Annotated in this window: 15 protein-coding genes; 13 read left to right on the top strand and 2 right to left on the bottom strand. The window is 48.6% G+C overall.

Annotation, left to right across the window (positions count from 1 at the left end; genetic code table 11):
• Positions 1–308: 308 nt before the first annotated feature.
• The 6 genes from MYF79_RS32055 (at position 309) to MYF79_RS32030 (ending at position 9,860) form a co-directional block, all read left to right on the top strand.
• Positions 309–1,013 carry an RsmE family RNA methyltransferase gene (locus tag MYF79_RS32055; protein ID WP_247811884.1) on the top strand — a complete coding sequence of 235 codons (705 nt, stop codon included), beginning with the start codon at positions 309–311 and terminating at the stop codon, positions 1,011–1,013.
• A 121-nt stretch (positions 1,014–1,134) separates the two neighbouring features.
• Positions 1,135–1,722 carry a sigma-70 family RNA polymerase sigma factor gene (locus tag MYF79_RS32050; RefSeq protein WP_247811883.1) on the top strand — a complete coding sequence of 196 codons (588 nt, stop codon included), beginning with the start codon at positions 1,135–1,137 and terminating at the stop codon, positions 1,720–1,722.
• 69 nt (positions 1,723–1,791) lie between these two features.
• Positions 1,792–2,661: a FecR family protein gene (locus MYF79_RS32045; RefSeq protein ID WP_247811882.1), complete on the top strand. Its 870-nt coding sequence runs from the start codon at positions 1,792–1,794 to the stop codon at positions 2,659–2,661.
• 285 nt (positions 2,662–2,946) lie between these two features.
• Positions 2,947–6,210: a SusC/RagA family TonB-linked outer membrane protein gene (locus MYF79_RS32040; RefSeq protein ID WP_247811881.1), complete on the top strand. Its 3,264-nt coding sequence runs from the start codon at positions 2,947–2,949 to the stop codon at positions 6,208–6,210.
• A gap of 19 nt (positions 6,211–6,229) precedes the next feature.
• Positions 6,230–7,846, top strand: a complete 1,617-nt coding sequence (locus MYF79_RS32035; RefSeq protein ID WP_247811880.1) for a RagB/SusD family nutrient uptake outer membrane protein — start codon at positions 6,230–6,232, stop codon at positions 7,844–7,846.
• Between the two features lie 13 nt (positions 7,847–7,859).
• Positions 7,860–9,860 carry a glycoside hydrolase family 127 protein gene (locus MYF79_RS32030; RefSeq protein ID WP_247811879.1) on the top strand — a complete coding sequence of 667 codons (2,001 nt, stop codon included), beginning with the start codon at positions 7,860–7,862 and terminating at the stop codon, positions 9,858–9,860.
• Between the two features lie 167 nt (positions 9,861–10,027).
• Here the strand turns inward: MYF79_RS32030 and MYF79_RS32025 are convergent, their stop codons facing one another.
• Positions 10,028–11,050 (bottom strand): quinone-dependent dihydroorotate dehydrogenase, encoded by a 1,023-nt coding sequence (locus MYF79_RS32025; RefSeq protein ID WP_247811878.1) that lies wholly within the window; start codon positions 11,048–11,050, stop codon positions 10,028–10,030.
• Between the two features lie 129 nt (positions 11,051–11,179).
• On the opposite strand from MYF79_RS32025, the gene MYF79_RS32020 reads away from it, so the two are divergent.
• The 4 genes from MYF79_RS32020 to MYF79_RS32005 all read left to right on the top strand — a co-directional run bounded on the left by MYF79_RS32020 (position 11,180) and on the right by MYF79_RS32005 (position 16,836).
• Entirely contained in the window at positions 11,180–11,689 is a 510-nt protein-coding gene (locus MYF79_RS32020) for an RNA polymerase sigma-70 factor (protein ID WP_247811877.1), read from the top strand.
• 651 nt (positions 11,690–12,340) lie between these two features.
• Positions 12,341–13,291: a FecR domain-containing protein gene (locus MYF79_RS32015; RefSeq protein ID WP_247811876.1), complete on the top strand. Its 951-nt coding sequence runs from the start codon at positions 12,341–12,343 to the stop codon at positions 13,289–13,291.
• 20 nt (positions 13,292–13,311) lie between these two features.
• Entirely contained in the window at positions 13,312–15,957 is a 2,646-nt protein-coding gene (locus MYF79_RS32010; RefSeq protein WP_247811875.1) for a TonB-dependent receptor, read from the top strand.
• Between the two features lie 9 nt (positions 15,958–15,966).
• The gene (locus tag MYF79_RS32005; protein ID WP_247811874.1) at positions 15,967–16,836 is read left to right on the top strand and encodes a DUF4249 domain-containing protein; all 870 of its coding nucleotides are present in this window, start codon (positions 15,967–15,969) and stop codon (positions 16,834–16,836) included.
• 11 nt (positions 16,837–16,847) lie between these two features.
• Here the strand turns inward: MYF79_RS32005 and MYF79_RS32000 are convergent, their stop codons facing one another.
• Positions 16,848–17,099, bottom strand: coding sequence for a hypothetical protein (locus tag MYF79_RS32000; RefSeq protein WP_089828543.1), 252 nt, complete (start codon positions 17,097–17,099; stop codon positions 16,848–16,850).
• 503 nt (positions 17,100–17,602) lie between these two features.
• Here MYF79_RS32000 and MYF79_RS31995 point away from each other — a divergent pair.
• From MYF79_RS31995 to MYF79_RS31985, 3 genes are read left to right on the top strand one after another with little or no spacing between them, the layout of a single operon-like run.
• The gene (locus MYF79_RS31995) at positions 17,603–18,448 is read left to right on the top strand and encodes a hemin ABC transporter substrate-binding protein (protein ID WP_247811873.1); all 846 of its coding nucleotides are present in this window, start codon (positions 17,603–17,605) and stop codon (positions 18,446–18,448) included.
• Positions 18,448–19,506 carry a FecCD family ABC transporter permease gene (locus tag MYF79_RS31990; RefSeq protein WP_247811872.1) on the top strand — a complete coding sequence of 353 codons (1,059 nt, stop codon included), beginning with the start codon at positions 18,448–18,450 and terminating at the stop codon, positions 19,504–19,506. The genes MYF79_RS31995 and MYF79_RS31990 overlap by 1 nt, the downstream gene beginning before the upstream one ends.
• On the top strand, positions 19,503–20,351 hold the full coding sequence (locus MYF79_RS31985; protein WP_247811871.1) for a heme ABC transporter ATP-binding protein: 849 nt from the start codon (positions 19,503–19,505) through the stop codon (positions 20,349–20,351). The genes MYF79_RS31990 and MYF79_RS31985 overlap by 4 nt, the downstream gene beginning before the upstream one ends.
• Position 20,352 lies beyond the last annotated feature (1 nt).

Here is a 20,352-nt window from a genome sequence, read left to right as displayed (position 1 = left end):
GGTCTTACCCGCTCTTTGTAGTGTTAAGATAGGCTTCAGTCAGTATGCAGTCGGCTTACAATACCGTTATCAAAACAATACTAAAAAGGCATATAAATGTCATCTGTATATCGAATCGATATTGAGGTGACCTTTAGATGATATTTTAGTATCAGTTTAGCATCATTATAGTATAAGATCTCTGCTATAGATGCATACCAGCATAAAGCCGTCTTCACTATGGATCGCTTCCTGCCGGTGGGGAGATGATCAGATGTCCCATTCTCCTCCAGGTAACCGATATTTGCAAAAAATCTCAACAGGCCACCATGTTTTACGCTAAAGACATCACTCCCGGCGCCGGGCATTATACAATGGATGAACCTACCTCTAAATATTGCATCCAGGTGCTCCGCCATGAAGCCGGCGACGAAGTGCTGCTGGCCGACGGTCGCGGGGGGCGCTACACCGCTGTTATCACCGACGATAACCGCAAGAAGTGTGTTGTACAGGTAAAGAACTATGAACTGATGCCGCCTGTCAAAGCCCCTGTCCGTATTGCCATCTCCTTTACCAAGAATACCTCCCGCATAGAATGGTTCCTCGAGAAAGCGACCGAAATTGGTATACAGACCATCATTCCGCTGGTAAGCCAGCGTACAGAAAAGGAAAAGTTCCGTGCAGACCGTTTTGAGAATATCCTCGTCTCGGCCATGCTCCAATCGCAGCAGTTCTATCTTCCGGAACTCGCTGCACCCGCAGCCTTTGACTCACTGGTACAACAGCCGCCTGCTCAGCAACTGTTCATTGCCCATTGCCTGCCGGAACAGAAGCAGCACCTCTGGCAAGCCATGCAAGCCGGCAGGGATAGCTTACTGCTGATAGGGCCTGAAGGCGACTTTACTCCCCAGGAAATCAACCTTGCACTGGAAAAAGGATTCCAGCCTGTTTCCCTGGGAGACACCCGCCTGCGTACGGAAACGGCAGGAATAGCAGCTTGTACGATGATGAATGCAGTCAATGCCACTGCCTGATAATCCTATCACATATAGAGGAAAAATATCAGAACACGCGTTTTTCTGATAACTAATCCCATATTGGAAAAGTGAAGATTTAATTGTAGATTACACACTTATAGGGCTTTATACTTTTCACGTGAAGAACGCGCACATTCATCCGGATTCCACTTGCACGGATAAATACCTGTGGGATATGATCAGGGACGATTCCGTAGACGCTTTTAACGAAGTGTACAGGCGGTATTGGGACCTGTTATTTCATGTTACCATGAAGCGCCTGCAGGTCAGAGAGATCGCAGAAGAAATAGTACAGGATACCTTCATCATCTTATGGGAGAAAAGACATGATATCGAGATCTCCGCGCTGAAACCCTACCTCTTTGCCATTACCCGTTACGCCGTATTTCATTACCTGGCCAGTAAGCAGACCATTGCTTCCAGGATGAAAACCTTATCTCATATGTCCGAAGCTGCCGGCAACAATGGGGCCGATGTGGAGGCCCTGGTAAATGACAGGCTGCTGTTACAACTAATAGAAACTGTTGCCAATGAACTGCCGGAGAAGAGCCGGCAGGTATTCTACTATAATAAACTGCTCGATTACTCCATTGGCCAGGCGGCAGAGACCTTCAATATATCCCAGAAAACAGCCGAAGGGCACCTGACCAAAGCCCTCAAAATATTACGCCTGAAACTAAGCGCTCTGCACACTGTCCTCTTCTGAAAAAAATCTTTCTTAACAGCAAGGGTAAATTGTCAGTTATACACTCTTAATTAGTATAACTCGGAAATAATGCCTGACGATTACATCCACGAACTTGCCCGCAAATGGCTGGCTGGTACCGCCACAGAGGAAGAGATCAACGTCCTGATGCAATGGTACGGAAAGGAAGAAATGGATATGGTCAGGATGGAAGACAGGCCCCGGACAAGGCGTTTGTCTACAGTGTGGTGGATGGCTGCTGCCATCCTGATCGCCGCCGGTGTCTGGGCTTTATATCCGAAAGGGGCTGAAAAGAAACTTGTCGTATACGTACCAAAGGAACAGCAAAACAGGATCGTACTGCCCGACAGTAGCATTGTATGGCTGAATGCAGACAGTAAGCTGCAATACCATGAGGGGCCGCAACACAGGGAGGTCACACTCAGCGGAGAAGCGTTTTTTGACGTGCGGAAAGGCGCCCGCCCATTTATTGTAAAAGCGGGAGGCAGCACTACAACCGTGTTGGGTACCAGCTTTAATATTAAAGCCTATAGCGGCGAACCAACTTCCATTACTGTTGCTTCCGGGAAGATAAAGGTGGAAGATGAAAGGAAGCATATTACGGTACTGACAGCCAATAAACAGATCACGCTGGAAGAAAAGACAGACAGTGCCGCCGAAAGGACCGTCAATGCAACGGTTTACCACGCCTGGATAAATGGCGGGTTTGAGGTGAACAATGAAACATTTGAATCTATTGCCAACACCTTAAGCAGGAAATATGACGTCACTTTCCATTTTGAGAACAACGCACTGAAGCAATGCACGTTCATTGCCAGCTTTGATGAACAGGCAACGATGGAGCGAATATTGGAGCTATTATGTAAGATCAACAATTCCACATACCGCATTAGTCAGGACAAAAAAGAAGTATATATCAGCGGAGAAGGGTGCCAATAATATTTTCACAAAAATCAAGAATCCCGTTATGAAGCAAACAACAGCATTTCCCGGCAATACCACATAAAAAAATCCTTTCCCGTAAGGAAAGGATAACATAGCGCTGTCTGCATCAGAGTCTGCAAACCATATATGCAACGCAGGCGCTACGGCTTTGTATTCTATTACATCATACAAAATGCAATTAAAGATATGAAATACTACGGTATTTTGACAGGGAGGCCTATGGGCATTACCCACCATTATTTACCAGACCTTTTGTTTAAGCTAATGCGAACAGTGATCATGATAATGATAGTGCTGTGTACAACAACGTTGTTGCTCATTGCCCGTGATACCAATGGGCAGGACCTGAACACCGTGATGTTGCAGCTGAATATCAGGGAAGGAAAACTTGATAAAGTATTAAAACGCATAGAAACGCAGGCGCCTTTCTTCTTTATTGTAGACGGTGCGCTGGCCGGCAATACGCCTGTACCCGCGCTGGAAAACAAGGAGCGCTCACTGAAAGAGGTGCTGGACGCACTGTTGCTGCCACACGACCTGTTCTATGTACAGGAAGGGAAATATATCATTATCAAAAGAATGCCTATGTCTGCTGCCATGGAGGCTGCCGCTAAAGGCATGCCGGTTCCCGAGGGCATGGCCAAGGTCATCACAGGCATGGTGACCGACGAAAAAGGACAGCCACTGCCGGGAGTGAGCATCGTGGTGAAATCGTCAAGGGCGGGTACCATTACCAATGAGAAAGGTGTTTTCTCGCTCGAAGCGAAAAACGAAGCCGATACGCTGCTGATCAGTTACATCGGTTACCGCACCCAGGAAGTGGCCGTGAAAGGCCGCAGTCAGCTGAATATCCAGATGGCACTAAGCGATAACTCCCTGGCAGACGTTGTTGTAATAGGATATGGTAGCCTGCGGAAGGGCGACCTGACCAGCGCTGTCGCTACCGTAAAGTCAGAGAGCTTCGTAAAAGGCAATGTGCTGGACGCCGGACAACTGCTACAGGGTAAAGTAGCCGGACTTTCCATCGCTACGCCCAGCGGCGACCCCACCAGTACCTCGCAGATCCTGCTGCGTGGTAATACCACCCTGCTGGGAGCCAACGCTGATCCTTTGGTGCTGATAGACGGTATACCGGGCGATCTTAAGACAGTAGCGCCGGAAGACATCGAATCTGTCGATGTGTTAAAAGACGGATCTGCTGCTGCTATATATGGTACACGCGGTACCAACGGTGTGATCATTATCACCACCCGCAGGGCCAGCGGTACCTACAACAATTCAGTGGAATACAGCGGGTATGTCAGCACACAGACCATCGCCCGCAAGCCGGAAATGCTGACAGCTGCCGACTACCGTAAACAGATCGCGGAAGGCACCAGGGACGCTTCCTGGGACCAGGGCGCCAATACCGACTGGCTGAAGGAAATATCACAGACGCCATTCACGCATGTACACAACCTTACAATGAGGGGAGGGAATGCCAAAACAAATTATCTTGCGAATGCTAACTACCGTTCCCTGGAAGGTGTGATGAAGAAATCGGATAACAGGACCTTCACCGGCCGTATCGATATCAACCACAGTATGCTGGATGATAAGCTGCGGGTGAACCTGGGCATGCTGAGCGCCAACAACAGGTACACTACCACCGGCGATGGTTTCAGCTTTAATGGTTATACCTACAGGCAGGCCCTCATCCGTAACCCGACATCTCCTTTGCGCGATTCATTGGGAAACTGGTATGAACAGACCGGCTTGTTTAACTACGAAAACCCGGTATCAAGGCTTTATGAAAGCGACGGCCGGAATACTTCTCAGAACACCCGTCTGAATGGTTCATTGACCCTGCTGCCGGTAGAAGGACTGAAACTGTCTGCCTTATTCTCCTATACGCATTACAATGAAGACAGGGGGTACTCAGAAACTAAAAAGCATATATCTAATCTCAGGGATAGCAGGAACGGGTATGCATCAGTAGGCTCAGCACAAAGGATGGACAGGCTTGTGGAACTGACAGCACAATACAGTAAAGATGTAAGAAGACATAAATTCACGGCGCTGGCAGGTTACAGCTACCAGGAACGTGAGTATAACAGTCACTGGATGCAGAACTGGGACTTCCCCACAGACCGCTTTACCTACAACAACATTGGCATAGGGCAGGCCCTGAAGGAAGGCCTGGCGCCGGAATACAGCGATAAAACAGAAACGAACCTCATTGGCTTTTTTGGCAGGGCTACCTATAGCTATGACGACCGTTACCTCCTGCTGGCCAGCCTACGTCATGAAGCCGCCAGCCAATTGTACGGCACTAAGCAACCCTGGGGTACCTTCCCGGCTGTTTCTGCCGGATGGCGTATCAGCAACGAGGCGTTTATGAAAAAGCAGACATTGTTCGACGACCTGAAACTACGTGTAGGTTATGGCGTTACCGGTACACAGCCGACAGACCTGTTCCTTGGTGTGGCCATCCTGAACTACAGCAGTTATGTATATGTAAACGGCGTGTGGATACAGACACTGGGACCTTCACAGAACCCCAATGCCAACCTGCGCTGGGAAGAAAAACATGAAACGAATGCAGGTCTGGACTTCTCTATGTATAGCGGAAGGATCAGCGGTAGCATAGATTATTACATCCGCCGCATCAATGGGCTGTTGTACGACTACCAGGTGCCCAGTCCTCCGAACATGTATCCGTCCACACGTGCTAACGTAGGCAAGATGGAAAATAAAGGTCTGGAAGTATTGGTGAACTTCATCCCGGTAAAGACAAGGAACTTCGAATGGAGCAGCAGTGTGAATTTCTCTACCAATACCAATAAACTTGTAAGCCTGTCTAATAACCTCTACAAGACTACCAACAATTACTTTACCACTGGTGGTACCGGCGAACCGATCCAGACCTTCACGCACATTGTGAACATCGGCGATAATATCGGCGATTTCTATGGTTTCAAAGTGGTAGACATTTCCCAGGATGGTAAATGGATCTATGAAGGCCGTGACGGGAAGCCTGTTCCCTACGACAGTTACCAGCATGCTTTCGAAGATAAACGTGTACTGGGTAATGGTCTTCCGAAGTATTATGCCGGATGGAACAACACCTTCCGTTACAAACAGTTTGATCTGAATATTACTATGCGTGGCGCTTTCGACTACCAGATCCTGAACTTCCAGCGCATGTATTATGAGAATACCGGCCTGCAGCAGTACAACCGCTTAAAGTCTGCTTACGATAAGGTATTCGGAAAAGCAGTACTGAGTAAAGATATGCCACTGGAGTTTAACAGCTACTATGTGGAGAACGGCGATTTCTGGAAGGTAGACAACATCACACTGGGATACAATTTCCGGAACCTGAAATTAAAGTACATGCATTCCGCACGTGTGTATGTATCTACGCTGAACACTTTTGTCATCACTGGTTATAAGGGGATCGACCCTGAGGTGAACAGGCTGGGACTGGCGCCCGGCAACGATGACAGGGACAAGTATCCTTCAGTAAGGACCTTTACCGTTGGTGTTAACATGAATTTCTGATCTCTTAATTTCTGCTGTTATGAAACAATCTATCAAGACAATATTACTGGCAACGCTGTTACTGGTGTCTGCCTGCACCAAATTAAAGGATGTAAGTTATAACGAGATCATCGCCGGGCAATTTGATCCTTCCACAGAAGACCTGGCCTCACTGGTGGGCGCTGCTTATGTGAACTGGCGTATTGTGCTGAACGACTGGAATGGCTTTGCCCGCATACAGGAAGCTACCTCAGATGAAGTGGTGATCCCGGCGCGCCCTAATGGCTGGGTGGATGGCGGTATCTATCGTCGTTTGCATGAGCATAAGTGGACGGCAGATGATGATGTTACCATCAATACCTGGAACCGTACCTATGCCGGTATTACCAATTGCAACCGTGTCATCTATCAGCTGGAGTCAGGCAGTATACCTGTCTCCAATGGAAAGGAAGAAACATTGGCTGAGCTGAAGGTACTGCGCGCTTCCTACTATTATGTGTTGTGTGATGTATATGGCAATGTACCTATTGTAACGAAGTTCGACGTGCCGGAAGGATTCCTGCCGAAGCAAAGTACCCGTAAGGAAGTATATGAATTCATCGTCAAGGAAATAAAAGACAATCTTCCTTTACTGAGCGATAAGAATGACAAGACAACCTATGGCAGGTTCAATCAGTGGGCAGCCTATGCTTTACTGGCCAAGATGTACCTGAACGCAGAAGTATACACCGGTACCTCTGCATGGGATGAATGTATCGCAGCATGCGATGCTGTCATTAATTCAGGGAAAGGCTTTATACTGGAACCCGTACAACGCAGCGTGTTTGTAACAGACAATGAGAACTCCAAGGAGATCATTTTTGCGCTGCCGTTTGATGAGACATATGTAACGAACTGGAATGCCTTTGATATTCACATGCAGACATTACAACCTGCATGCCAGGCTACCTATAATCTCAAGTCCACTCCATGGGGCGGTATCTGTGCTATTCCCCAGTTCATCAATACATTTGATATGGATGATGCGCGCTATCGCGATAACTGGATCAAGGGACAACAATACAGCGCTGCCGGTGCTGCACTGAACTGCACCATGGGCGCTTATACGGGCAAACCGCTGGCCTTTATCAATGAAGTGCCGGGCATCGATCAGTCGGAAGAGATACATGGTTTCCGTTTGGGTAAATTTGAGATCAAGCAGAAAGCCAATGTACAGCTGAGCAATGACTGGCCTTTGTTCCGCTATGCAGACATCCTCATGATGAAAGCGGAAAGCCTGTTAAGGAATGGCGATGCTGCAGGCGCAGCTACGCTGGTAACGCAGGTAAGACAACGGAATTTTACAGAGCATCCGGATAAAGCGCTGGTTACAGGCGCTGACTTGCTGAAAGGAAGTGTTTATAACTACGGCTTGCGCGATCATCTGAATCAAACTGTGGAAGGCGGGGCTGATATCCAGTATGGCCGCTTCCTGGATGAACTGGGCTGGGAGTTTGCGCAGGAAGACCGCCGCAGGCAGGACCTGATCCGCTTTAAAGTGTTTACAAAGAAATCATGGTTTTCGCATACACCTAATGGCGACTACCGTACACTCTTTCCTATTCCCCGTATCGAGATCAACAAAAATGGCAATCTTCAGCAAAATGGTGGTTATTAATTTATAAAGGGTTATGAAAAAACAATTATTATCGCTCGCCCTGTTGTACGCTGTTCCTCTTTGTGCGCAGCAGGCCGACTATCCTGTGAGGGCAGTGAATTTCACTGCTGTGCAGCTGACAGACAGCTTCTGGCTGCCGCGTGTACGTACGAATCATAATGTGACGATCCCTGCATCTTTTGCAAGGTGCGAAAGTACGGGACGTGTGAAGAACTTTGAGATGGCGGCAGCGAAAGAAGGGAAGTTCTGTACGAAGTTCCCCTTCGATGATACGGATATTTACAAGACTATCGAAGGGGCTTCCTACTCCATGGCTGTTACGCCCGATAAGAAGATGGACGCTTATGTGGATTCGCTGATCGCTATTGTGGCTAAAGCCCAGGAACCTGATGGCTACCTGTATACAGCAAGAACGATCGATCCATTGCATCCGCACGACTGGTCGGGACCGGAGCGATGGGTGAAGGAGCATGACGGAAGCCATGAACTTTATAATTCCGGGCATATGTTTGAAGCTGCCAGTGCGCATTACCTGGCTACCGGCAAACGTAATTTCCTGGACATTGCGCTGAAGAATGCTGATCTGCTGGTACAGACCTTTGGTCCCGGCAAACGTGGTGTTGCTCCCGGGCACGAAATAGTGGAGATGGGATTGGTACGTTTATACCGCGTTACCGGAAAGAAAGAATACCTGCAGCTGGCAAAGTTCTTCATCGATGAAAGAGGCAAACGGCAGTATAATTTTAAAAGCAGGAACCCATGGGAGAATGGCAAATACTGGCAGGACCAGGCGCCGGTAGTACAGCAGTCAGAAGTGGTAGGACATGCGGTAAGGGCTATGTACCTGTATGCAGCGATGGCCGATATAGCAGCGCTGGAAGGCGATACCGCCTATCTGCATGCTATTGACAGGCTCTGGGAGAATATGGCCACTAAAAAGATCTATGTGCAGGGCGGCATCGGTGCTGTACCCGATGGCGAGCGCTTTGGCGAGAATTATGAATTGCCCAATGCTACCGCTTATAATGAGACCTGTGCAGCTATCGGTAATGCCTATTGGAATCAACGTATGTTCCAGTTGCATGGCGATGCAAAGTATGTGGATATGCTGGAAAAGATCCTGTACAACGGGCTGATATCCGGCGTGGGGCTGGATGGTAAGTCTTTCTTCTATACCAATGCCATGCAGGTACGCCGGGGAATGCATCATCACAGCCTGGAGGCATCGCGCTCGGGATGGTTTGAATGCTCCTGCTGTCCGACAAATATGGCGCGTTTCCTGCCTTCACTCCCCGGCTACATCTACGCACAGAAAGGCCGGGAAGTATATGTGAACCTGTTTGTTAACAGTACCGCCTCACTGGATGTGGAAAAACAGAAAGTGAAGATCGTGCAGTCCAACAATTACCCATGGGAGGGCAATCTGCGTTTCAATATAGAGCCGGCTGCGGCAACGGAGTTCACCTTGAAAGTCCGCATACCCGGCTGGGCAAGACAGGAAGCTATTCCCGGCGGCATCTATTATTTTAAAGGCGGTAAGGCAGACAGTGTGCTGATCAAAGTAAATGGCCAGCCGGTATCATATCAGCTGGAGCAGGGATATGCCGTGATCAGAAAGAAATGGAACAGGAAAGATGTGGTAGAGGTACAGTTGCCTATGGAAACACATGAAGTACTGGCCAATCAGCAGGTAAAAGATGATAACGGTAAGATCGCAGTTCAGCGCGGACCATTGATGTATTGTGCAGAGTGGAAAGATAATGACGGCCGTACCAGCAATCTGTTATTACCGGAAGTATTCGCGCCTGAAGTAAGGAAAGACATGCTGAACGGCGTCGTGGTGCTCAAAGGGGAAGGCAAAAGTATCAATGTAAATGAACAGCAACAGCAGGTGAGCACCGTACCTAAGCAGGTAACACTGATCCCATATTATGCATGGGCAAACAGGGGAGAAGGAGAAATGAATGTATGGTTCCCTGAGAAAATAGTGGACGTGGAAATACTGGCCAGGTAATCCATCGGAAAAAAAGCCATTGAAGAAAGCTCAAAAGTAAAAATTGACACTGCGAATCGCTTAAACGACCAGCAGGTAACCAAATAAAAAAAACTCCTTTCTTAATACAACAGGCGCCATATGTACACAGCTGTGCACATATGACGCCTGTTGTGTTTCAGTATATATTATTTTAATCCTTCGCAGATCTTCTTTACAATTGTTGGCCCTTCATACACAAATCCTGTATACACCTGCACCAGCGAGGCCCCGGCATCCAGTTTTTCCTGTGCATCTGCAGCGGTGAAGATGCCTCCTACGGCAATGATAGGCACAGCGCCATTAGTGTGCTTGTGGATGTAGCGGATCACTTCTGTGGCCTTTTGCTTTACCGGCAGGCCGCTCAGCCCCCCGGAGCCGATAGCGGCTACTTCTTCTGCCGGCGTCTGTAAGTTATCCCTGTCGATAGTTGTATTGGTAGCAACAATACCCGCCAGTTTGGTTTCCTGTACGATCTCGATAATATCGTCCAGCTGACTGCTGGTCAGGTCTGGCGCTATTTTCAGCAGAATAGGTTTTTGTTTCGGCTTCTGGGCATTCAGCATCTGCAAGTGATGCAGGAGCTGCTTTAAGGGCTCTTTCTCCTGTAACGCACGGAGATTAGGCGTATTGGGAGAGCTGACATTCACAACGAAATAATCCACCACATCGAACAGGGCATGGAAACATTTCTCATAATCGTTGATGGCCTGTTCATTCGGAGTGATCTTGTTCTTGCCGATATTACCACCGATGATAATATCTGATTTCCGTTTCTGCAGGCGTTTGGCAGCGGCGATAGCACCTCCGTTGTTGAAGCCCATCCGGTTGATAAGTGCCTGGTCGGCAGGAAGACGGAAAAGGCGGGGCTGATCATTACCGGGTTGTGCTACCGGTGTAACGGTGCCGATCTCCACGAAGCCGAATCCGAGGCTGGCCAGTTCGTCAGTATAGCGGGCGTCTTTATCGAAACCTGCTGCCAGTCCTACGGGATTTTTAAAGGTCAGTCCCCATAATTGTCTTTCGAGGCCTTTGCGTTTAGGCTGGCAGAAAGAACGTACGACATTTTTCCCCAGGGGGATATTGTGCATTACCTGCAGGCCTTTCATTACCTGGTGGTGAATGCCTTCCGGCGGAAAGCGGAAGAGTATTTTTTTGATAAGATTATACATGCGGGCACAAAGATAAATAAGTTCAACAATAGTCATTCCTTCGAACCTGAATACCCGGAAATGGTGATAGTCAGCATATAACACAACAAAACCCGGTATATATTATATCTTTACAGGGCTTAAATACCAATGCTGGACCGTCGTACATTTGAAAATACCTTTAGAGAACATCATGCCGCATGCCTGGCATTTGCGGTGCATTACACCGGCGACGTCCATGAGGCGGAAGAGGTAGTGCAGCAGGTGTTCCTGCGACTGTGGGAGAAACGCGAAACCATTGATGTTGCGGGCGCTATGAAGTCTTACCTGTTTGCCGCCATCCGGAATACGGCTATCAGTAACTGGCGGAAGGAAACAGTAAGGCAGGAAAAAGAGCAGGTGGCAGGCGGTCTGCGGGCCGCCGACGGGCAGGCACAATCTCCCGCCTGGGAGTTGGAGCGGATGTATCAGCAGGCGCTGGAAGTGCTGCCCGAGCGTTGCCGTGAAGTATTTATACTCAGCCGGCAGCAACAATTAAAATATGCCGAAATAGCGGAGGTGATGAACATTTCTGTGAAGACGGTGGAGAATCAAATGGGGAAGGCCTTGAAAATCATGCATAAAGAGCTGAAAGAGTACCTGCACGTGTTGTTGTTATGACCGGTCAGGTATGTTTGCCCCTTCGGGGGCCGGTTTGTTGTTTGCCCGGGGTTGTTTGTCCGGGTTGTTGTTGGCCGGTTGTTGTTGTTTGTCCGGGTTTGTTGTTGTTGGCCCGGGGGGGGGTGCCGGTTGTTTTGGCCCGGTTGTTTTTGGCCCGGGGTTAACACCCCGCGCTACAAACACGGGGACTCCTGACGGAGTCCATTGGCGTTATGTTTCCCGGTTTATTGTTGGCCGGTTTGTTGTTTGCCGGTTGTTTTTGGCCCGGGGTTGACACCCCGCGCTACAAACACGGGGACTCCTGACGGAGTCCATTGGCGTTATGTTTCCCGGTTTATTGTTGGCCGGTTGTTGTTTGCCGGTTTGTTGTTTGCCCGGGGGATGGAGCTGGTCCTGGCAAATGATCCCGTTATAATAGACCTGTTATGCCTCGTGGTGGGCTCCGGAACAGGGATAGATATGTTGTCCCCGGAATTGGCAGATGCCGTCAATTGCTTCTGCGCTGTTGTTAATGTGATTATCTTTTATAATTTTTACGAATATTTGCATCTCCGATAGGGGAAACCTGCTACAACCTGCGTCTGTTAACATGAGAAAGCCTCATTGTGCTTTTGCCTGCTTTCATCTGTTTTAAATACTACAAACTGTTCGATGACTAAACTGTATGCTGATGAGGCGTTATACGCCTTGCTATGTAAATATTTGCTGGGTGAGGCTGATAAGGCTGAACGCCAGTGGGTGGACGACTGGTTAAGAAGTGATCCTGAGCACCCCGGGCTGCTCTCAGCACTTGAAAAGTTGCTGCAGGACCAGCCCCATATCGTAGTGACGCCTGCTGATACGGAACGTGCCTGGCAATCCCTGAACGCCAGGATGGGGGGAAGGACGGTCAAATGGCGTAAATGGTGGATGGCAGCCGCTGTGATATTGTTCGCCGCCGGAACGGGCCTGTTATGGCTGACCACCCGCAGTGGCCGTACCCAACGGTTTACAGGGCCGGTGGTGGCGCAGCTGACAGATGGGACTACCGTTCAGCTGGAAGATAAGGCACAGCTCCTGGTACAGGCAGGGTTTGGCCGCAGGCAGCGGGAAGTGTCGCTGGAAGGAAAAGCCATATTTAATGTAACGCCGGATGCCGCTCACCCGTTTATAATAAAACTCGGGGAGAGAACGATCAAAGTATTAGGTACCCGTTTTATGGTAGATGTGGCAGCGGGTAAAAGAGGTGCATTGCGTATACATGTGGATACCGGGCAGATCATGGTAACAGACAGGAACAGTAAGGACAGCGTGGTACTATCTGCCGGTATGCTGCTGGAACAGCAGGGAGAAGAGGTGCCTTTTAGGATCGCCGCACATGTGGCAGATGCCTCCGCCAGGCAGCTGGTATTTTCCGATGTTCCCTTGTCCGAAGTATTGCAGACCATTGAAATGATCTATCATATGCATGTTACCGCAGATGCCGCCTTGCTGCAATTGCCTGTAACAGCTACTTTTACGGGAGAAACGGCAGAGAATGTACTGGCGTCTATTGCGTTTATGACCAATGCAGAGATAGAGAAAAAAGACACCGTCGTAATATTAAAGAAGCATGAAGAATAATTTTTACAACCTTAAGAAGAATGATGTCGCTGTTTGGTAGGATGTTATTGGGAACATTGCTGATCTGTATTCCTGTACTTGCATCCTCCGGGTGGGATTGGCGTACCAGGGTCAGTGTGGCAGTGAAGGACCAGCCGCTTGAAACCATATGTATTATCCTCGAGAAGCAATATGGCATCCATTTCTCTTACAGCAAAAATGTTGTTGACCTGTCTCCGCTGGTAACAGTGAACATACATAACAGGCCCCTGAAAAAAGCGCTGGAAGATATTTTTGAGCCCTTCGATATCCATTTCGCCCGTATCGGCGATCAGATCGTACTGACCTTTAAAAAGCATCCCACACAGACGATCAGTGGATATGTGCAGGATTATACCACCGGCGAAAAGCTGATCGGTGCAACCGTTTACTCCCCTGTACAACGTGTTGGGACCACCACCAACCAGTTTGGCTTTTTCAGTCTCACATTACCCCGGGATACGATTAGTTTACTAGTCTCCTACATCGGTTATAAACCGGGCAGGTTACCGGTAAGAAAATCCCAGACAGACCCCGTGATCGTACCGCTCCAATCCCAAAACAGCCTGCCCGAAGTGGTGATACTGACAGATACGCTCCGGCAACAACAGGAACAGGCGCCCCTGAGTAAATTAAACATGTCGCAGGCAGACATGAAAGCGATGCCACGCCTGCTGGGCGAGGCGGATATGATGCGGGCGATCGGGGCATTGCCCGGTGTGTCGGGTGGTTTGGAAGGTGGCGGCGGACTGAATGTAAGAGGCGGTAGCCCGGATCAGAACCTTGTGCTGCTGGATGGTACACCGATCTTCAGTGTCTCACATTTATTCGGGATATTCTCCGTGTTCAATCCTGATATTGTTAAGAGTGCAGACTTCTATAAAGGTGCATTTCCTGCCCGTTACGGCGGCCGTTTATCGTCTGTTGTAGATATTGCGTTGAAAGACGGCGATATGCAGCAGTATCATGGAGAGGCTGCTATCGGGCTGATTGCTGCGAAGGCCATGGTAGAAGGTCCTATAAAAAAAGGAAAGACTTCGTTTGTGGTGTCTGGCCGTCGCTCACATCTTGATGCGCTGCTGAATGACCTGAAGCTGAACGGTGAGGCTGAAGAACCGGATAACAAGGCATACGTGTATTTTTATGATGCTAATCTGAAAGTGAACCACATTTTTTCCGAAAAGGATCGTTTGTACCTGAGTGGCTATGTAGGGCAGGACATGCTGAAGGTAACATACCGGGAAGGCCGGAAAGGAGATACGGCCGGAACATCTACTTATTATGCTGATAGCCGTTCCAGGTTCGTTTGGGGTAACTACACCGGCACCCTGCGCTGGAACCATGTATTCAGTCCGAAGCTGTTTGCCAATATCACAAGCACTTATTCACAATACCATTTTTCTACTGAATATAATTATGATTATAATCCGTTAAATACAGCAGATACAAGTATTGCATACGGGAAATATTATTCCAGCATAACGGATATCGTTGGAAGGGCGGATTTTGAATACAGGCCAAAACCCAATCATACGATCAAGTTTGGCGCAGGTGCTATCACGCACATCTTTAATCCGGGGGTATCATTATTTGAAGACGCAGGCGGCGGACAGCCGGCACTGGATACCACTTACAACGATGGTGCTTCCACAGGACAGGAGATACTGTTATATGCAGAAGATGAATGGAAAGCATCACAGTCCCTCTGGATCAATGCGGGTGTACATGCTTCCAGCTTCCTGGTAGACGGTCGTTTTTATCATTCTGTACAGCCGAGATTGGGCGCGCGGTACCTGTTGCCGCACAAGTGGGTTGTTAAAGCCTCATATACGCATATGACCCAGTATCTGCATCTTTTGACCAACAGTACCATCAACTCGCCTACTGATCTATGGGTGCCGTCTACAGGGAAGGTGCAGCCGATGTTCTCCCGGCAGGGCTCTGTGGGAATAGCCAAAAGCAGCAGGCATCGCATGTATACCATGTCCCTGGAGTTATATTATAAAACGATGGACCATGTGATTGAATATAACGAACCGGTATCCCCGTTCAGTGGTGCAGGCACGCATTGGGATGAACTGGTGGCTATTGGTAAAGGGCGCAGTTATGGAGGTGAGATCATGCTGGAAAAGAAAAAAGGCACCACACGCGGATGGATCGGTTACACATTGGCCTGGTCAAACAGAACATTTCCGACTGTGAACGGAGGTAAGCCTTTCCCATATAAATATGACCGCCGGCATGATATTGAAGCAGTGCTGACACAACGCCTTGGCAAACGCTGGGAATTGTCTGCCACCTGGGAGTTTACGACCGGCTTACCATTGACTCTGCCAACGGCAAGCTTTGAAGGAATAGGAGATGCCTCTCCTTTTGATCCGCCGGGGAAAGATCCCATCATCGATCATATCGGCGACAGGAATAAATATCGTACTTCATCCATGCACCGGCTGGATATCAGCGCCACATACAGTAAAAAGAAAAAACTGTGGACAAAGAGCTGGACATTCAGCCTGTACAATGCTTATAATCAACGGAATCCATATTCTTACTATATGGTCACCGATACGGAGAAACAGGAACGTTACCTGGCAGAGGTCAGCATTTTGCCTATCCTGCCCAGCGTGACCTATGCAATTAAATTTTAAACGAAACGTATGCGTCGATTTTCTTTTTATGCAATGTTGCTGCTTATTGTGACGACAGCCTGTGAGAAAGAATCACGGATGCCCATTCCCTACGACGGGGACAAGGTGGTCCTGAACAGCCTGATACAACCAGACAGCTTCATTTATATACGCGTTACCAAAAGCAAGCCGGTGAAAGAGTATGGCAACCTGCGCTTCCCTGAGCTGCCGGGGGCAAATGTAGTCTTACGGGAAGACGGAATAACCCTGCCTGCGCCGGAGTGGCGGATGATCAACGGAAAAGGATATTATGTATCGCAAGGGGTAGCCGGGGCCGGGAAACAGTATACGGTGAGCGTAAGTTATACCGGTCTGGCCAGTGTAGAAGCTACAGATAGCACACCTGCAGCGGCAAACGTCAGAGATGCATCCGCACAGAGGACTTCCAACAGGATAAAGTTCTCTTTGAAAGATAATATCGCAGAAAAGAATTATTACAGGATCCGCGTATATAATGCAGATACGGTAAATGGACAGATCGTACCGTTGAAGCAGGACACCGTAAAGTTCCGGCTGGACCCCTCGTTCAACAATAACTTCATTGACATCATCGGTAATGCGTATTACAGTGAAGTATTGCTGACCGACGAGCGTATCAATGGAAAAGATGTCCTCTTTGTGTTACAGACAAGCAAAGAAATAACAGCTTCTCACATGATAGTGGAAGTTAGCGGTTTGACCAGAGGAGCCTATAAATACCTCGATGGAACATATTCGCAACGATTGGAGGATCGACTGGATTTCACAACAGATCCCGTGAACGTCTATTCCAATGTGAAGAACGGATATGGCATCTTAGGCGGGGTGAATGCCAGAAGGCTTTCATTCTCAGTACAGTAATAGTACAGTGGCTATTTTTCTATCTGGTACTTCAGTATAATATCGTTCAGTTTACACGACAGTTTCACACATTCCGAAATAATGGTGTTTTCAAGTTCTGTGTATCCGGCCGATTCAAGGTGATAGATCTGCGGGTAAACGGATGACATCAGTTCTCTGGCGGCTGATATAAGTCCATCCTGCAGATTCACAAGTTGCTGTTGTTCCTGCATCGCACTCTGATAGTATGGCGATAGTGGATTCAGTATTTCATCCCAATCCATGGGTTTAAAGTTTTTCCGGTGATAGGTAATGTATATTTAACAATAGCAGAAAGCATTTAGTTTAACCCCATCCTGAACTTCCCCCATGAAATATTGAAAGACGTAAATATTTCCTTTTGCGTAAAGATTGTCATAAAAATTTCCCGATCCGATTAGTTTGTTACATTTCTATGACATAGATTTGCATCACTCAATTACTCCGCCGCACCTGTCAGTCCATTTCTGATATATCCCTATATATCATTCTCGGCTGATAGCTACACTTTAAATTTTAATTACTGGTAAAACTGTACCGGACAACTGTGAAGTTCCGTAGTGGCCTTTCGTGCCAATACCTGACTTCCCGGTATCCTGTATGCGATAACTTATTTTAAAGTTCTTGCCTGAGCATGGCGGAGTAAAATGCTTACGGTAAGCGATGGTTGGCCCAAACCCCGGGTAGGGTCAACCATTCATTTCTTCTTTTCAACATTATTTATTGTCATTCTTACTTTAATCAGATTATGATGAATCATATAAGGATACGATCATTGATCGTGTCATTGGCTGTCTGCTTGCTGGCAGCGATGAATGTTAGCGCGCAACAGGGTATTAAGCGTATAGTGTCCCTGAACGGTGCTGTTACTGAGATTGTATGTGCACTTGGATTTGAGAACGCCCTGGTAGGTGTGGATGTAACCAGCACGTATCCTGCCAGTATGAAGCAGGTAGCGAAAGTGGGACATAACAGGAACATTTCTGCGGAGCCGGTACTGGCGTTGCAGCCTGACCTGATCCTGGCCACTGACAATTTTATTCAGCCGGCTGTGATCGAACAGTTTAAAAATGTGGGTGTAAGAACGGTATTGATGAAACAGGAATTCTCCGTAGCAGGAACAAAAAAACTGATCACAGAAGTAGCCGCTGCCCTGAAAGTGCCGGAGAAAGGCGCTGCATTGGTAAAACAGCTGGATAGGGAGCAGCAGGCGTTACAGATAAAACCACAGCCGAAAAAAGTATTATTCATTTATGCCCGCGGCGCCGGCACTATGATGGTGGCAGGCAAAGAAACTCCCCTCGACAAGATCATTGCGCTTGCCGGTGCACAGAACGCGGCTACCGGGTTCAATGATTTCAAGCCATTGACGCCTGAAGCATTGGTGACTGCCAATCCTGATGTGATCCTGATGTTTGATGACGGACTAAAAAGCATGGGCGGTGTGGATGGCCTGCTGAAAGTACAGGGCATTGCACAGACAACAGCAGGCAAACAAAAAAAGGTAATTGTCATGGATGGCCAGCTGCTGACAGGCTTCGGACCGCGTGTGATACAGGCTGTGCAGGAGCTGGCGGGGAAATTGAATTCGTAATGAATATAGCAAATATAAAACGTGTCAGCAGTATCAGCGTCCTGGGTGTGTTGCTCATCATTGTGATATTGCTGGCAACCGGTACAGGCGCGATGCATATCTCTCCGGTGCAGGTACTTGCCATCCTGCTGGATAAGGCAGGCTTTCACCTGCCTGTTACCTATGAAGAGAATATGCCCGGCGTATTGTGGATGATACGCCTGCCGAGGGTCATGCTGGGCGTACTGATAGGTGCAGGACTTGGCGTAGCTGGCGCCTCACTGCAGGGATTGTTCCGCAATCCGCTGGCAGATCCCGGGCTGATAGGTATCAGTTCCGGCGCTTCTATGGCGGCGGTGATAATGATCATTGTGCAAAGTGCATTACCTGTATTTGAGCAGGCGCCTGTATTGAATTTTTACGCGTTGAACCTGGCAGCATTTGCAGGAGCAGTTATTACGACCCTGTTTATTTTCCGTATTGCCCGCAGCGGCGGGCAAGCAGCTATTTCTACCATGCTGCTGGCCGGTATTGCGGTAAGGGCCTTATGCGAATCTGTTACCGGGCTGATGACCTACCTGGCCAACAACGAGCAACTACGCAGTATTACATTCTGGTCGCTCGGTAGCCTGGGAGGCGCCAGCTGGCAAACTGTAGCAGGCGTAGCACCCTTTATTATCATTCCACTGATCATGCTGCCCCGCCTGGCGCCTGCATTGAACCTGCTGGCATTAGGAGAAAGGGAGGCTATGCATAGCGGCGTGAGAGTACCCAGGCTGAAGTCGATGCTGGTCATCTTTGCAACGATGGCCGTAGCGGCAGGCGTAGCAGTAGCAGGCATTATCGGGTTTATAGGCCTGATCGTGCCACATATCGTACGTCAGTTCACCGGCCCTGACTACAGGATACTCATACCGGGCGCTGCACTCTCCGGCGCAGTATTACTGACGGTGGCAGACCTCTTATGCAGGACCATCGTAGCGCCTGCGGAATTGCCCGTGGGAATTATTACCGCTGTAATAGGCGCACCATTTTTCCTCTGGCTTATTATCAAAGAAAAAAGCACCATACCGGCATGATGTTGTGTGTAAAAGATGTTTCGCTTTCACTCGGTAAAATGAAGATCCTGGAAGGCATTCACCTGCAGGCCGCTGCCGGTGAGCTGTGTGTGATCATGGGCGCCAATGGCGCCGGAAAATCCACCTTGCTGAAAGTCATAGCTGGTGAATACATACAGTACCAGGGAAGTGTACTGATAGGAGGGCAGGAACTAAAGACATTGCCGGTGGCAATGCAGGCCCGCACAAGGGCGGTGTTGTCACAGCAACTGACGTTAAATCAGCCATTCACTGTGGCAGAAGTTGTAAGTATGGGCCGTTATATCTATAATACCCATCTTTCTGCTGCAGACAAAGAGATCATTAACTATGCCTTAAAAGTAATGCAGGTACAGCACCTGCGTGACAGAACATATCCGACATTATCGGGAGGGCAGCAGCAACGTGTACAGATGGCGCGTGTACTGGCCCAGTTGCTGGAAGCGCCCGATCTGCAGGCTACAGATTACAGGGGCAGAAAAATGCTGCTGCTTGATGAACCGGTAACGGGCATGGACATACAACACCAGCAATTGTCATTGCAACTGGCCTCCACGCTGGCTGCCAGTGGTGTACTGGTAGTAGCTGTACTGCACGATTTTCAGCTGGCCGCCGCTTATGCCCGTACACTGCTGATGCTGAAAGATGGCCGTGTATATGCACAGGGAACTGTGGAAGAGATCTTTACACCGGCGCATATCAAAAACTGTTTCGGTGTGGATGTCGCCGTACTGGAACATCCTCACTGTCTTTATCCGCTGGTGGTTACCGCCGCTGCCAGTGGTTTATTTCAATTACCTGCCGCAAAGGCATTAAATGTATTATAAA

Source organism: Chitinophaga filiformis, assembly GCF_023100805.1.
Lineage (GTDB): Bacteria > Bacteroidota > Bacteroidia > Chitinophagales > Chitinophagaceae > Chitinophaga > Chitinophaga filiformis_B.
This window is presented reverse-complemented; position numbering and strand designations above follow the sequence as displayed.